This is a genomic window from Pseudomonas sivasensis, assembly GCF_013778505.1.
Classification (GTDB): Bacteria; Pseudomonadota; Gammaproteobacteria; order Pseudomonadales; family Pseudomonadaceae; genus Aquipseudomonas; species Aquipseudomonas sivasensis.
Window position 1 is genome coordinate 387,023 of sequence record NZ_JAAOWU010000003.1, and the last position, 15,149, is coordinate 402,171.

The 15,149-nt window shown below is 54.8% G+C and carries 13 protein-coding genes and 1 pseudogene; 9 read left to right on the forward strand and 5 right to left on the reverse strand.

What is annotated here, in order from left to right:
• The first annotated feature begins 223 nt into the window (after window positions 1-223).
• Both G9Q84_RS08150 and G9Q84_RS08155 read left to right on the forward strand, forming a co-directional pair.
• Complete coding sequence (locus G9Q84_RS08150) at window positions 224-613, forward strand: c-type cytochrome (RefSeq protein WP_181643113.1); 390 nt, start codon at window positions 224-226, stop codon at window positions 611-613.
• 46 nt (window positions 614-659) lie between these two features.
• Window positions 660-2,150: an aldehyde dehydrogenase family protein gene (locus tag G9Q84_RS08155; RefSeq protein WP_181643114.1), complete on the forward strand. Its 1,491-nt coding sequence runs from the start codon at window positions 660-662 to the stop codon at window positions 2,148-2,150.
• Between the two features lie 819 nt (window positions 2,151-2,969).
• Here G9Q84_RS08155 and G9Q84_RS08160 read toward each other — a convergent pair.
• The 3 genes and pseudogenes from G9Q84_RS08160 to G9Q84_RS08170 form a co-directional block, all read right to left on the reverse strand.
• Window positions 2,970-3,217 (reverse strand): annotated as a pseudogene (locus tag G9Q84_RS08160) (transposase domain-containing protein); the annotation flags it as partial.
• A gap of 555 nt (window positions 3,218-3,772) precedes the next feature.
• On the reverse strand, window positions 3,773-4,552 hold the full coding sequence (locus G9Q84_RS08165; protein WP_181643115.1) for an SIR2 family NAD-dependent protein deacylase: 780 nt from the start codon (window positions 4,550-4,552) through the stop codon (window positions 3,773-3,775).
• Between the two features lie 60 nt (window positions 4,553-4,612).
• On the reverse strand, window positions 4,613-5,119 hold the full coding sequence (locus tag G9Q84_RS08170) for a hypothetical protein (protein WP_181643116.1): 507 nt from the start codon (window positions 5,117-5,119) through the stop codon (window positions 4,613-4,615).
• 93 nt (window positions 5,120-5,212) lie between these two features.
• Here G9Q84_RS08170 and G9Q84_RS08175 point away from each other — a divergent pair, with 93 nt between their 5' ends.
• The gene (locus G9Q84_RS08175; protein WP_181643117.1) at window positions 5,213-5,446 is read left to right on the forward strand and encodes a helix-turn-helix domain-containing protein; all 234 of its coding nucleotides are present in this window, start codon (window positions 5,213-5,215) and stop codon (window positions 5,444-5,446) included.
• 346 nt (window positions 5,447-5,792) lie between these two features.
• Here the strand turns inward: G9Q84_RS08175 and G9Q84_RS08180 are convergent, their stop codons facing one another.
• The gene (locus G9Q84_RS08180) at window positions 5,793-7,043 is read right to left on the reverse strand and encodes a ribonucleotide-diphosphate reductase subunit beta (protein ID WP_005790649.1); all 1,251 of its coding nucleotides are present in this window, start codon (window positions 7,041-7,043) and stop codon (window positions 5,793-5,795) included.
• 575 nt (window positions 7,044-7,618) lie between these two features.
• A complete protein-coding gene (locus G9Q84_RS08185) occupies window positions 7,619-7,888 on the reverse strand; it encodes a DUF2790 domain-containing protein (protein WP_032886743.1) in 270 nt (89 codons plus the stop codon).
• 412 nt (window positions 7,889-8,300) lie between these two features.
• Here G9Q84_RS08185 and acs point away from each other — a divergent pair, with 412 nt between their 5' ends.
• The 6 genes from acs to G9Q84_RS08215 all read left to right on the forward strand — a co-directional run bounded on the left by acs (window position 8,301) and on the right by G9Q84_RS08215 (window position 15,077).
• A complete protein-coding gene (gene acs / locus G9Q84_RS08190) occupies window positions 8,301-10,256 on the forward strand; it encodes an acetate--CoA ligase (RefSeq protein ID WP_032886744.1) in 1,956 nt (651 codons plus the stop codon).
• A gap of 653 nt (window positions 10,257-10,909) precedes the next feature.
• The gene (locus G9Q84_RS08195) at window positions 10,910-11,695 is read left to right on the forward strand and encodes an ABC transporter substrate-binding protein (protein WP_032886745.1); all 786 of its coding nucleotides are present in this window, start codon (window positions 10,910-10,912) and stop codon (window positions 11,693-11,695) included.
• Between the two features lie 91 nt (window positions 11,696-11,786).
• Entirely contained in the window at window positions 11,787-12,476 is a 690-nt protein-coding gene (locus G9Q84_RS08200; RefSeq protein ID WP_032886746.1) for an ABC transporter permease, read from the forward strand.
• Window positions 12,473-13,171: an ABC transporter permease gene (locus tag G9Q84_RS08205; RefSeq protein WP_032886747.1), complete on the forward strand. Its 699-nt coding sequence runs from the start codon at window positions 12,473-12,475 to the stop codon at window positions 13,169-13,171. Before G9Q84_RS08200 ends, G9Q84_RS08205 begins: the two co-directional genes overlap by 4 nt.
• A 1-nt stretch (window position 13,172) precedes the next feature.
• On the forward strand, window positions 13,173-14,285 hold the full coding sequence (locus tag G9Q84_RS08210; protein ID WP_122756348.1) for a succinylglutamate desuccinylase/aspartoacylase family protein: 1,113 nt from the start codon (window positions 13,173-13,175) through the stop codon (window positions 14,283-14,285).
• A gap of 27 nt (window positions 14,286-14,312) precedes the next feature.
• A complete protein-coding gene (locus tag G9Q84_RS08215; protein ID WP_032886749.1) occupies window positions 14,313-15,077 on the forward strand; it encodes an ABC transporter ATP-binding protein in 765 nt (254 codons plus the stop codon).
• Window positions 15,078-15,149 lie beyond the last annotated feature (72 nt).

A 15,149-nucleotide genomic window follows, 5' to 3' on the forward strand; every position in this document is an offset into this window, starting at 1 on the left:
CCCGGAACTTTTTCATCCTTTTGTATGCTTGCCAAAACTTTGGTCTTTCTTGCCAGAATCTGCGATTTGGCAGTTTTTACAATACGATTGGCATGCATGGCAAAACCTGGTGGGCTATGAGTCCCGACAATAGTTATCAACTCAGCCGAAGCGCTTGTGCGTCGGTATTTTCAGTGTGGACGCTTGTTTGCTGGCAAACGCACTAATATTCAAGGTGTTTCCTATGCTCACTTCTCTGCGATTACCGCTTTTCTGTGCGCTTTTGTCTTGCCTGACACAGGCTGCACTGGCTGAAGAATGCTCCTCTGACCGAAGCCGCGGCGCGCAGTTATTTGCCAATGAGTGCTCTGCCTGCCATTCGGTGACGAAGGGGGTGACGGGAATGATGGGCCCCAGCCTTGCTGGTGTGATAGGGCGCAAATCCGGTGCGCTAGCAGGTTTCAATTATTCACAGGCCATGCGTGGCAAGGACTTTAATTGGCAGGTTGAGAACATTGCGCAACTGATAGAGCAGCCACAGGCGTTTATGCCGGGCACTTACATGCCGTATGCGGGGATGGCCTCGGCGCAAGATCGCCAGGCCGTCGCCTGTTTTGTTAAAGAACAACAGTAATCAGCCTTCATCTGGCTTAACAATGTGTTCAAACCTAAGGTGATCTATGAGCAACGTTGAAATTCTGCCGCAAGTCGCTGCATTTCTTGGACGCCGCCATGGCTGTTTTATTGACGGCCAAACGGTACTAGCGGAAGGCAATTATATCACTGTGGTCAACCCGGCCACCGGCGAAGCCTTGTGCGAAACTCTTGATGCGCCACTGGATGTGGTGGAACAAGCCGTACAGTCTTCGCATGAAGCTTTCAAATCAGGTGCATGGTCGGGCCTGCGCCCTGCTGACCGGGAGCGTATTCTGCTGAATTTCACCGCGTTAGTTGAGGCGCACGCCGAAGAACTGGCTCAACTGGAAACGCTGAATCAGGGTAAGTCGATCAACGTGGCGCGCGCATTCGATCTGAGCGCCACCGTGGAGTTCATGCGTTACATGTCTGGTTGGGCCACTAAGATTGAAGGTCAGACTTTCGACGTATCAATTCCGGTGCCAGTGGGAGCAAAGTTCACCGCTTTCACTAGGCGCGAGCCGGTGGGCGTGGTGGTCGGGATTGTGCCGTGGAATTTTCCGCTGCTTATCACTGCATGGAAACTAATGCCAGCACTCGCCACGGGCTGTACGGTGATCATCAAGCCTGCAATGGAAACGCCCCTGACTGCTTTGCGTTTGGCGGAACTCGCGCTTGATGCGGGGATTCCTGCCGGCGTATTCAACGTTATAACCGGTGGTGGTGTTTCTGTTGGTGGCGTGCTGACTGCGCATCCGCTTGTAAGCAAGGTGTCGTTCACCGGTTCCACCTCTGTGGGTAAAACGGTGGGTGTGGCCTGTATGGATAACATGACACGGTTCTCGTTGGAGCTGGGCGGCAAAAATCCGATGATAGTGTTGGCTGACGCGGACATCGCTAAAGCTGTCCAAGGCGCCATCCTGGGTGGCCTTCTAAATAGTGGGCAGGTGTGTGCCGCGGCATCGCGCTTCTATGTACATCGCTCAATTTATGACGCGTTCATTGAGGGGCTTGCAGAAGCTATCTCTACTATGCCGATCGGTTCTGGAATGGATGGCGCGGCAGTAATCGGTCCGCTGGTCTCGCGTAAACATCAGCAAAGCGTTCTCAAACATATTGAATTAGCTCGCCAAGAGGGAGCTCGCATCGTCTTTGGTGGTGAGATCCTAGAGAACAAAGGTTTTTATGTACAGCCAACTATTCTGGCTGACATTGATCACAGCATGTCAGTGTCTCGCGAAGAAGTGTTCGGTCCAGTACTGGCAGTGATTCCATTTGATGACGAAGAGGCGGTTATCGGGTTGGCTAACGACAATCGATATGGGCTAGCAGCCAGTTTGTGGACCAACAATTTGACCAAAGCCATGAATATGATACCGCGTATTGAGGCCGGTACGGTGTGGATTAACGCCCATGTTTTGCTTGATCCGGCAATGCCGTTTGGAGGAGTTAAACAATCTGGCATGGGGCGTGAGTTTGGTCGCGCGGTCATCGAGGCTTATACCGAGCTGAAATCTGTCTGCATCACCCATTAGTGTTTTACGTTGCGGTAAATACTTGCGGCCTGCATCGGCGGGCCGTTTTGTACCAGTCGGAAATTCGCAGCACTGCTCTTTGCGTCAATTTAGTGAGTGTATAAAAGTTTTTTGCGGAATTACCGAACTCGATGTAATAGAAAGTAACGCTTCTAAGGTTTGGTCGCTCCTCCTCCGTCCATCACCGAGCAGGGTCCGAAATTCGCGCTTCATCCGAGATAACGACCTCTTCAAATTTAATTTTTTGTCAATCAGCTTGAGCTCTGGATCTGAGTAAGTTTCTTTGATCTGAGCGTTCCAGACGTATATAGATGAGTTCGGCAGTTCAGCTGCTCCGAATATTACAAAATTTTGATCTTGTATACCGCGCAGCGCAGAGCTGTGTTGAAGACGAACGTCACGCTGTATGGACGGATGGTGCGACAATTCGCGATGTGTCTTTATCTGCATTCGGTTCGATCTGGTCAGTATTTATCCCTGACGATTTAGATTTCGAAACTGCCCCAGAAGAAATTAAGATATGTCTTCGGAGCGCGCGATCAAGCTGCGTAGGTAGCCTATGGCGAAATAACTGAACTGTATTGAGGTTCACGCGCAAACCTTCAGTGTGGCAGTTATGGGGCTAGCCGCATAGGTATAAGGCTTGGCCAGCGAGGCATACCGCGTCGTCTGAGAGATTGGAACGTTGGTTAAGGTGGTTACAGGTGACTTTATCGAATTGGCCCTCGCAACGGCGCTTCCCACTTTTGGCGACAACATAATCTAACACGCCGAAATAAGCTCCCAGCTCTGAAATCAATCTCTTCCGTTCTAACATAGTCACTCCTTAGGTAAAATATATGCGTCGGGCCAACCAATCTTGCGTGACCAAGGCTGACGCCACCGATGTGGTAGCAGTTCCTTAACCTCACTGGCCCTTGCGTCGTCAAGCGCGTCAGTACGTCTTTGAGATAGGAATACGGATCGTGCCCATTGTTACGCACCGACTGGATTAAACTCAAGATTGAAGGCGCGCGCTTGCCACTGTGAAGCGACACGGCAAAGAGCTGGTTCTTTTGCCCGAGAGACATTATCTTCGTGATCCTGGCTGTCCTCGCTGACCAGATCCTAAGTTCGCCGCTCCCGCTGAGGTAAGCCTATGCTTGCAAGAAGCTATCATTGCGCAGGTGCAGTTCACAGTGCATCCCGTCATGGGGGGCTATGACCCTAGTGTGCTTGTAGCTTGCCAAACTGATTCGCTCCAGTATCCATCCCCGGTGGAGCAGCGGCATATCGCAGACCACGCCAGTAACAGTCTCGACTTCGACTATTCCAGTTATTTTCATCGCGAACTTCTCCAAGAGCTCTGATTTTTTGTTTCCAAACAGGCTCCAAGGAGGAATGTTGGCTAGCTATTATGGTATTCACTAGGCGAATCAAGAGTCGCTCCTATTTCTGGTCATGATTAATAAAATGGCGTAGCGAGTTTCATTCAAATGGGTAGACCGGTCGAGTGACTTATGATCTTTGCTAGTTTCTGCAACGAGGTGTATTGGGTAAAGGGGGGGGGGGCAACTCTCTAGAAAGGGTTGCCAAAAAATAGCCTGATTTCACTTTGCTTCGCATGCGTCCACAGGCCAATTTTATCGTGTCTGGACCTCTTTCAACATCATCGAATACAGCCGTGTGAGTACTTCAGTAGATTTACCAACTAGCGAGATTTCGTTGAGTTCGTGTTCCTCCACACCCTGATCGATCGTGTTCACATGAATCACCGTTTTGTACAACCCAAACGCAATATCAGGAAGATCCGAGGCCGGGGTGACGATCCCCGATGTGCCAACGGAAACCAGAACGTCGCAATCTTTAATCAATGACATCGCTGTCTTCCAGGCGCCTTTGGGGAGTTCCTCTCCGTACCAGACCACTCCAGGACGCAACTTTCCATTACATTTTTTACACCTAGGTGGCTCGATTAGGGCGCCGAAATCCGTCACGTGTACGTTATCTGGCGACAGGGCGGCAGGCCGGTGGCATGCAAAGCATTTCGGTGTAGCCAAACTGCCATGTAGGTGGAGAACTTCTTTCGAGCCTGCTTTTTCGTGCAAATCGTCGATGTTTTGCGTAATGATGGAGACCTTTCGCCCCAGAGTAGCCATCTGGTGTAGAGCGATATGACCTGCATTGGGTTTCGCTCTTGCGACCTGCTGTCGACGCCACAGATACCATCCCCATACCAGTTGAGGATTCTCGCGAAAAGCGTTGGCTGTTTCCAAATACTGTGGATTGTGCCCGGCCCATAATCCGGTGAGTCCGTCTCGATACGTGGGAATTCCGCTCTCTTGTGAAATTCCTGCGCCTGTTGAGATAACGATTTTTTTGGCTTCTATAAGGGCCTTTACTGCTTGCTCGTAATCCGTCATTAATTTGTTCATAGGTAATGGTTGAGTTTTAATAGTCTGAGGTTTACTGTTTGTTCTAATTTACCTATCACCCTTTTTTGGCGTTGGGATAGAGCTACTGTTTCGAGAGGGAGAAGCAACATTTTTTAATATGATTCTTTGGTCGGGAGGTGTTGCTTCAGCAGTTTCTAAAAGTAGATATCTATAAGAGTGCATAATTGTCTTATATATTATGTATGTTGGGCGGCCTTCAATCCTCTTTTCAATGACGGCCTCTATAAACTCCTCTAGGATCCATCCGCGTCCGCTTGCAACGTCAGGAGGGAGTACTATCGATATTTTCTCAATTCCAAGATTTTTACGGTTTAAATTTTTTGCCGAGAAATCTCGCATCCTAAAATAGCTATCCATAATCGAGATACTATGATTTACACCCATTGAGTTTAGGTGCCAATGAAAGATCATGAATAGCGGGTGCGTCCCTGTATGCTCGAATCGATCTAATGCGATTTGGCCATCCAAATATTTTGAGATGTCTTGACCCTCAAGCCCTGATTCGTCCACGACCGCGATCATCAATTCAGGCAAATCTAGATTCCTCCATCAGTTAAATATTCACAGTATACTGTGAAGACGATTGCAGCGCTCTACCTCACAGTTCCCTTCTGATAGGAGGGGTGAGTGGATATCGCAGTTGCATTTGGTAAGGTCTTGCGTGAGGCGAGATTAAGTCAGCAGGTTACGCAAGAGGCTTTAGCTGCCCAAGCTGGGTTGCAGCGCAATTATGTGAGTCTTATGGAGCGAGGTCATCACCAACCGACATTAGCTACGATCTTTGCTCTGGCCGCAGCACTCAATAGCTCCCCATTGGACTTGGTGAAGTCGACGATGGAAAAAATATCGGCTTCCGAATAGTACCTGACTAACAAGTCTTGGCTTTTTCATCTAACCTATTTTCCTGAAGCTCCAGTGATAAATCAGGATGCAGTGTGCGTGCGTGCGGCCCTTTGTTAACCCACCTATGCGAAAAAAAACGCCGAGTCTATGGCTTTGCCTTCGTATGATAATTTGGCGTGATTGATTCTTTCATATCAGCATATAGCCGCAACTCGGTCCTACAGCGCATCGTTACGGCTATTTCAGTCAAAGCTCAAGCCCGATCCGAAAGCCTGAAAAAATCAGGCTTAGACGAATCGGGAGCTGGCGTGCTAAGTCATCGTGACAACGTGTCAATGCTTCGTGACAAGTGGGGGCTAAGGAATCAATCCCAGCTCAGCGCGCCGCCAGTCTGATACTCGATCACACGGGTTTCAAAGAAGTTTTTCTCTTTCTTCAAGTCCATGATTTCGCTCATCCACGGGAACGGGTTAGTGGTCCCTGGATACTCTTCTTTAAGACCGATCTGCGACAGGCGACGGTTCGCGATGAACTTGAGGTAATCCTCCATCATCGCCGCGTTCATGCCCAATACGCCGCGCGGCATGGTGTCGCGAGCATATTCAATCTCCAGCTGAGTCCCTTGCAGGATCATCTGGGTCGCTTCTTCCTTCATCTCGGCATCCCACAGGTGTGGGTTTTCGATTTTGATCTGGTTGATCACATCGATACCGAAGTTCAAGTGCATCGACTCATCGCGCAGGATGTACTGGAACTGCTCAGCGACGCCGGTCATTTTGTTGCGGCGGCCCATGGAGAGGATCTGGGTGAAGCCGCAGTAGAAGAAGATGCCTTCCAGCACGCAGTAGTAAGCAACGAGGTTGCGCAGCAGTTCTTTGTCGGTCTCAACGGTGCCGGTTTCGAACTTCGGATCGGAGATCGAACGGGTGTACTTCAGGCCCCAAGCCGCTTTCTTAGCGACCGATGGAATCTCGTGGTACATGTTGAAGATCTCGCCTTCATCCATGGCCAGCGATTCGATGCAGTACTGGTAGGCGTGGGTGTGGATCGCTTCTTCGAAGGCCTGGCGCAGGATGTACTGGCGGCACTCCGGGTTGGTGATCAGGCGGTACACGGCCAGCACCAGGTTGTTGGCAACCAGGGAGTCGGCGGTGGAGAAGAAGCCCAGGTTGCGCATCACGATACGGCGTTCGTCGTCGGTCAGGCCTTCGGGGTTTTTCCACAGGGCGATGTCGGCGGTCATGTTGACCTCTTGCGGCATCCAGTGGTTGGCGCAGCCGTCGAGGTACTTCTGCCAGGCCCAGTCGTACTTGAAGGGCACGAGTTGGTTGAGGTCGGCGCGGCAGTTGATCATGCGTTTTTCGTCAACGGCGACGCGGGCGGCGGAGCCTTCGAGTTCGGCGAGGCCTTCGGCGACGTCGAGTTTGTCCAGGGCAGCCTTGGCGCGCACGATGGCGGCGGAGTCACTGGCGGTGACGGCGCGTGCTTCGATGGCGGCAGCTGCGCCGGCACCGTCGAGGCGGTCCATGTTGGCTTCGGTGGCGTGGCCGGCGTTGGCGCCTTTGGTGGCTACTTCGCCTTCTTCTTCTTTGTCGAATTCGTCCCAGCTCAGCATGACGTGTCGTCTCCTGCGTGAGGGCTCAAAGGTGCCCGTGTGAAACCGGATGGTTGGGTGTTCACACGGCCCTAGGGCCGCGGTGGATCTTAAGGAATCGTTTGTTGCAGCAGCTAGCGCAGGCATTAAACGGAATAGGGTTACGGGTACTCTGCTTGAGGCTTGAGGTGCGCAGCGGTAGGTGCAAGCTCGCGCGGAGGCCTCAGGTCTGGCTCTTCGTCCCAGTGTAAAGGGATATTGCAGGCCCGATTTACCCGCGCATTATAGGGAAAAATTCGGTTTTGTGTTGCGGTGGATGGTCACGGGCGAGGGCCAAAATGGCGTGGTTTTCGGCCAAAGCGTGTGTTTGCGAGGCTTTGCTGGGGTTGGTTTTTTTTGAGGAGCGATGAGCGGCTTTTTGCGGGTGGGGGCAGGGGACGGGACGTAGGGCGTAATAGAGAGGTGCGGCGGTTGACGCTATCGGGAGCAAGCTCCCTCCCACACCTGGACTGCGTGGTGCCTCAAGCCGGTTCTTTGCCGCAAGAACGATTTCTTGCGGCGAATAAGATCCGGGTGTTTTCTAACTGACTAAGTTGTTAGCCGTTAGAGCAACCGTTGCCCATAATCTTGTAATTAAGAATATGGCGTTGACCCTGGGAATCTTCATATTCCATCTTCGCAGGTACAACTTCACATACATTCGGAACTTCGCTCATGGACAATACTTTGGCAACGTCCAAGTGGGTGCTGTAGGTGTAATCTTCAACAATCGGGGCGTTCTGGCCGGCCAGCTCGGTCGGGGCTTCGTCGGCCAGGGCGGCGGTGGCGCACAAGCTGCTGAGGGCCATAACTACGAGAGCTTTCATTTCTTTACTTACCTTCTTCAGGGCGAAAGGGGTCACGGGGCCCTTGTGAGGCCACGTGTGTAACTTAGGATTGGTTAGTTCGGATTAACGTTGCCTTCGTGGGGGCTGTTACGTTGTTAATCACTGCCGTGTAAACCACGGCGTCGTGTTGACGGAGTTGATTTTAGGCCTGCGGGTTATATTCATATACCCGTGCTTTTGATAAACACTATTGGCGGTTTTTGTAACAATCCCGTGGTAAAGGTTTTTTCACACAGCGCCAGAAGCCTTGCAGCCCTTGGCCCAGAGCCCTGTCAGCCGATACCAGGGCAATGTGTAGGGGCTTGTTACTACCATCGTCGAATGGTTCTATGGGGTCGCCCCGGCTACAAAAGGGCATACAAAAACAACTATTGTCACCGAGGTAAGAAAGATGAGTGCGGCTTCCCTGTACCCCGTTCGCCCCGAAGTAGCAGCCAACACGCTGACCGATGAGGCGACCTACAAGGCCATGTACCAGCAGTCGGTGGTCAACCCCGACGGTTTCTGGCGTGAGCAAGCCAAGCGTCTTGACTGGATCAAGCCTTTCACCACGGTGAAGCAGACCTCGTTCGACGATCACCATGTCGACATCAAGTGGTTCGCCGATGGCACCCTGAACGTGTCCTATAACTGTCTGGACCGTCACCTCGCCGAGCGTGGCGACCAGATTGCGATCATCTGGGAGGGCGATGACCCTGCCGAGAGCCGCAACATCACTTACCGCGAGCTGCATGAAGAAGTCTGCAAGTTCGCCAACGCCCTGCGTGGCCAGGACGTGCACCGCGGCGACGTGGTGACTATCTATATGCCGATGATCCCCGAAGCCGTGGTTGCCATGCTGGCGTGTACCCGCATCGGTGCGATTCACTCGGTGGTGTTTGGTGGTTTTTCGCCGGAAGCCCTGGCCGGTCGCATCATCGACTGTAAGTCGAAGGTGGTGATCACTGCCGACGAAGGCATTCGCGCCGGTAAGAAAATTCCGCTCAAGGCCAACGTCGACGACGCACTGACCAACCCGGAAACCAGCAGCATCCAGAAGGTCATCGTGTGCAAACGCACCAATGGCCAGATCAAGTGGAACCAGCATCGCGACATCTGGTACGAAGACCTGATGAAAGTGGCGGGCACCGTATGCGCGCCAAAAGAAATGGGCGCCGAAGAAGCCCTGTTTATCCTCTACACCTCCGGTTCCACCGGTAAGCCTAAAGGCGTGCAGCACACCACCGGCGGCTACCTGCTTTACGCCGGCCTCACCCACGAGCGCGTGTTCGACTATCGCCCGGGCGAAATCTACTGGTGCACTGCCGACGTCGGCTGGGTCACCGGCCACACCTATATTGTCTATGGCCCGCTGTCTAATGGCGCGACCACGGTGTTGTTCGAAGGCGTGCCTAACTACCCGGACATCACTCGGGTGGCGAAGATCGTCGACAAGCACAAGGTCAACATCCTCTACACCGCGCCGACCGCCATCCGCGCAATGATGGCCTCCGGCACCGCAGCCGTTGAAGGTGCTGACGGCAGCAGCCTGCGCCTGCTCGGTTCCGTTGGCGAGCCGATCAACCCGGAAGCGTGGGATTGGTACTACAAGAACGTCGGTCAATCCCGTTGCCCAATTGTTGACACCTGGTGGCAGACCGAGACCGGCGGCAACATGATGAGCCCGCTGCCGGGCGCCCATGCGCTCAAGCCAGGCTCGGCTGCACGGCCGTTCTTCGGTGTGGTGCCGGCGTTGGTGGATAACCTGGGCAACCTGATCGAAGGGGCTGCCGAAGGCAACCTGGTGATCCTCGATTCGTGGCCGGGCCAGGCGCGTACGCTGTTTGGCGATCATGACCGTTTCGTCGATACCTACTTCAAGACCTTCCGTGGCATGTACTTCACCGGTGACGGCGCTCGTCGTGACGAGGACGGTTACTACTGGATCACGGGGCGTGTGGATGACGTGTTGAACGTTTCCGGCCACCGCATGGGCACTGCCGAGATTGAAAGCGCCATGGTTGCCCACCCTAAAGTGGCTGAGGCAGCGGTGGTTGGGGTGCCGCATGACATTAAGGGGCAGGGCATTTATGTGTATGTCACCCTCAAAAATGGCGAAGAGCCAAACGAAGCGCTGCGCCTGGAGCTGAAAAATTGGGTGCGTAAAGAAATCGGGCCGATTGCTTCGCCGGACGTGATCCAGTGGGCGCCGGGCTTGCCGAAGACCCGCTCGGGCAAAATCATGCGCCGTATCCTGCGCAAGATCGCCACGGCTGAGTACGACGGGTTAGGCGATATCTCCACCCTGGCGGATCCAGGTGTAGTGGCGCATTTGATTGAAACCCACAAGACCATGAACGTCGCTTAAGGCGAGGTTGGTTGGACAAAGCCCCATTCGGTGTGAGCCGGGTGGGGCTTTTTTATGTTCGCTTCGAGCCGGTGGGGATCCAGTGTGGGAGGGGGCATGCCCCCGATTGCAGTGGGGCAGTGAATACAGCTGTCGCTGGCCTAGCGCCATCGGGAGCAAGCCCCCTCCCACGTTTGGATCTGCGCCACCCGAATAAATATCGGTTTATCGCGTAGGAGGTTTCTGAATGTTACCGGGTGGGGCAAATGTGTAACCCCATGTCCACACATGAGGCAAAGCGCTACGCCCGTGCCCCGAAAAACCCCATTCCAGACACCCCAAGAAATAAGATCAAACGCCAGACTTGCCGTGCCAGAAGGGTTTGCGAATAATAGGCCCGCAATTTGCAGCGTCTACAGGTTTAATGTCTTTTGTCTCTGCATAAAATCCAGGGGCTGTCAATGAGCTGGAACCGCTTTCTCTGTGCTTCTGTAAATTGTTGTCGCATTGAGGAAATATCGGCTTCCGGCCTGTCGTTAGAATGCCGATCACTCGCTCGTCGTCGCCGATGTTGAATTGGTGTCGGACGCAGCACCGCTATTCGGTTTCACCTTCGCCGCATCGTGGGCCATGGCTCATACTGCTGTTTTGCCCTATACCGATGGAGTCCCAAGATGAAGAAACTCGTGCTGTTGGGCGCCCTGGCGCTGTCCGTGCTGTCCATGCAGGCCTTCGCTGAAGGCAAGCCTCTGAAAATTGGTATCGAAGCGGCTTACCCTCCGTTTGCCTCGAAGGCGCCGGATGGCAACATCGTTGGTTTTGACTACGACATCGGCAACGCCCTGTGCGAAGAGATGAAGGTCAAATGTACGTGGGTCGAGCAAGAGTTCGACGGCCTGATCCCTGCGCTCAAAGTGCGCAAGATCGACGCCATCCTGTCGTCCATGTCCATCACTGAAGACCGCAAGAAGTCCGTTGATTTCACTAATCGCTACTACCTGTCCCCAGCACGCCTGGTGATGAAGGAAGGCACCGCTGTCAGCGACAGTCTGGATGAATTGAAAGGCAAGAAGATCGGCGTGCAGCGTGGTTCGATCCACGACCGCTTCGCTCGTGAAGTCCTGGCTCCAAAAGGCGCAGACATCAAGGGTTACAGCACTCAGAACGAAATCTACCTGGATGTGGCCGCTGGCCGCCTCGACGGTACCGTGGCCGACGCCACCCTGCTGGAAGACGGTTTCCTGAAGACCGACGCTGGTAAAGGCTACGCGTTCGTTGGCCCATCCTTCACTGACGCTAAATACTTCGGCGACGGCATAGGCATCGCGGTACGTAAAGGCGACAAGGAAAACCTGGACCGCATCAACGCTGCTATCGCTGCGATCCGTGCCAACGGCAAATACAAAGAAATCGAGAAAAAGTACTTCAACTTCGACATTTACGGCCCAGAAGCCCAGTAAAACGTCGCAGCGGTCTGTCCTAAATGGCGCAAGCAACAGAATTCCTGCGGTTTGCGCCATTTTTTCATCCCCCTTTTCGAGGACCTGAATCATGTTGAAAGGCTACGGGGCCGTCATCCTCGATGGCGCATGGTTGACGCTTCAGCTCGCCTTGTCGTCCATGGCCTTGGCCATTGTTCTGGGTCTGATCGGGGTCGCGTTACGCCTGTCGCCGGTGCGCTGGTTGGCCTGGCTGGGTGACTTGTACTCCACGGTGATCCGTGGGATCCCTGACCTTGTGCTGATCCTGCTGATTTTCTACGGCGGCCAGGACTTGCTCAACCGCGTCGCGCCGATGCTCGGCTACGACGACTATATCGACTTGAACCCTTTGGCCGCCGGTATCGGCACTCTGGGGTTCATCTTTGGCGCCTACCTTTCGGAAACTTTCCGTGGCGCCTTCATGGCCATCCCCAAGGGACAGGCCGAAGCCGGCCTTGCGTATGGCATGAGCAGTTTCCAAGTGTTTTTCCGGGTGATGGTGCCGCAGATGATTCGGCTGGCGATCCCTGGTTTCACCAACAACTGGCTGGTACTCACCAAGGCCACCGCGCTGATCTCGGTGGTAGGCCTGCAAGACATGATGTTCAAGGCCAAGCAGGCGGCAGATGCCACCCGCGAGCCTTTTACCTTCTTCCTCGCAGTGGCGGCGATGTACCTGGTGATCACCAGCGTATCGTTGCTGGCGCTGCGCTATCTTGAGAAGCGCTACTCGGTAGGCGTAAGGGCGGCTGATCTATGATCTTCGACTACAACGTCATCTGGGAGGCCATGCCGCTGTACCTTGGCGGCCTGCTGACTACCCTGAAATTGCTCGCCATCTCGCTGTTTTTCGGCCTGCTCGCCGCCTTGCCCCTGGGGTTGATGCGTGTGTCCAAGCAGCCGGTCGTGAACGGTGTGGCCTGGCTCTACACGTACGTGATCCGCGGCACGCCGATGCTGGTGCAACTGTTCCTGATCTACTACGGCTTGGCGCAATTCGAAGCGGTGCGCGAAAGCTTTATGTGGCCCCTGCTGTCCAGCGCCACGTTCTGTGCGTGCCTGGCCTTTGCGATCAACACCAGCGCCTACACCGCCGAGATCATTGCCGGTAGTCTCAAGGCCACGCCCAATGGCGAGATCGAAGCGGCCAAGGCGATGGGCATGTCGCGCTATAAGCTGTACCGCCGCATCCTGCTGCCGTCGGCCTTGCGCCGTGCGCTGCCGCAGTACAGCAACGAAGTGATCATGATGCTCCAGACCACGAGCCTGGCCTCCATCGTCACCCTGATCGACATCACCGGCGCCGCACGCACGGTGAACGCCCAGTTCTACTTGCCGTTTGAAGCCTATATCACCGCTGGCGTGTTCTACCTGTGCTTGACCTTTATCCTGGTGCGCCTGTTCAAGTTGGCCGAGCGCCGCTGGCTGAGCTACCTGGCTCCACGGAAGCACTGATATGGAACGTATCGACCACCTGTTGCCCTGGGGCCACCTGGGCTGCGAGCGCCAACTGAGCGTGTTCCGTTTCGGCAGCGGCGAGCGCAAGGCCTATATCCAGGCCAGCCTGCACGCCGATGAACTGCCCGGCATGCGCGCCGCCTGGGAACTGAAAAAACGCCTGACAGAACTGGAACAGCAAGGCGCCCTCAACGGTGTGATTGAGCTGGTGCCGGTGGCCAATCCGATGGGCCTGGGCCAGTTGTTGCAAGGCAGCCACCAGGGGCGTTTCGAAGTAGGCAGTGGCAAGAATTTCAACCGCGATTTCGTCGAGTTGAGCGAACCGGTTGCCGCATTGCTTCAAGGCAAGCTGGGGGATGATCCCCATGCCAATGTGCGCCTGATCCGTCAGGCCATGAGCGAGGCGCTCAGCGCCTTGCCCGAGCCGAGCAGCCAGTTGCAAGGCATGCAGCGCGTCTTGCTGAGCCACGCGTGCACCGCCGATATCGTCCTCGACCTGCATTGCGACGCCGAAGCCGCGCTGCATATGTACGCGCTGCCCCAGCACTGGCCCCAGTGGCGTTCGCTGTCGGCGCATCTGAATGTGAAGGTCGGCTTGTTGGCGGAGGATTCCGGTGGCAGCTCGTTTGATGAAGCCTGCTCGCTGCCATGGTTGCGCTTGTCCCGGATGTTTCCGGACGCTCAGATCCCGTTGGCGTGCCTCGCGACGACGTTGGAACTGGGCGGTCAAGCCGACACCGGGCGTGATGAAGCAATCTTCCACGCCGAGGGCATCCTCGCATTCCTTGCCGAGCAAGGCCTGATCAACGGCGAATGGCCGGCTGCGCAGCACGAAGCGTGCGAAGGCATGCCGTTTGAAGGCACCGAGTTGCTCTTCGCGCCCCACGCCGGGGTGATCAGTTACCTGCGCAAAGCCGGAGACTGGGTGGACGCCGGCGAACCGATTTTTGAAGTGATTGACCCCCTGCAAGACCGCGTGAGCATTATCTGCGCCGGTACGTCGGGGGTGTTGTTTGCCGTTGAACGGCTACGTTATGCCCAAGCGGGTTTCTGGCTGGCCAAGGTGGCGGGGCGCGACGCGCTGCGACACGGGCGCTTGCTCAACGACTGACCACCTGTTTTTGTGAGAACCGACCGCATGTACAAACTTGAAGTCCAAGACCTGCATAAACGCTATGGCAGTCATGAAGTGCTCAAAGGCGTTTCCCTGGCCGCTGCGGCCGGTGATGTGATCAGCATCATCGGTTCCAGTGGTTCGGGCAAAAGTACTTTTTTGCGCTGCATCAACCTGCTGGAGCAACCCCACGCCGGCAAGATTCTGCTCAATAACGAAGAGCTGAAACTGGTGGCCAACAAGGACGGCGCCCTGAAGGCCGCTGATCCCAAGCAGCTGCAACGCATGCGTTCGCGCCTGTCCATGGTGTTCCAGCATTTCAACCTGTGGTCGCATATGACCGCGCTTGAAAACGTGATGGAAGCCCCGGTGCACGTGTTGGGCATGTCGAAGAAAGATGCCCGTGAAAAGGCCGAGCACTATCTGGCTAAAGTCGGCGTGGGCCATCGTAAGGATGCGTTCCCTGGCCATATGTCCGGCGGCGAGCAGCAGCGTGTGGCGATTGCCCGTGCCTTGGCGATGGAACCTGAGGTGATGCTGTTTGACGAACCGACTTCGGCGCTGGACCCGGAACTGGTCGGCGAAGTGCTCAAGGTGATGCAGGACCTGGCCCTAGAAGGCCGCACCATGGTGGTGGTCACCCACGAAATGGGCTTTGCCCGCGAAGTGTCGAACCAGTTGGTGTTCCTGCACAAAGGGATTGTTGAAGAGCGCGGCAACCCGCGGGAAGTGCTGGTGAACCCGCAGTCCGAGCGGTTGCAGCAGTTCCTGTCCGGCAGCTTGAAATAATTCCTCCCACATGGATCTCTACATTGGGGTTCTACAGTTGGATCTTTATCGTTTTTAAGCTTTGTGTTGGTT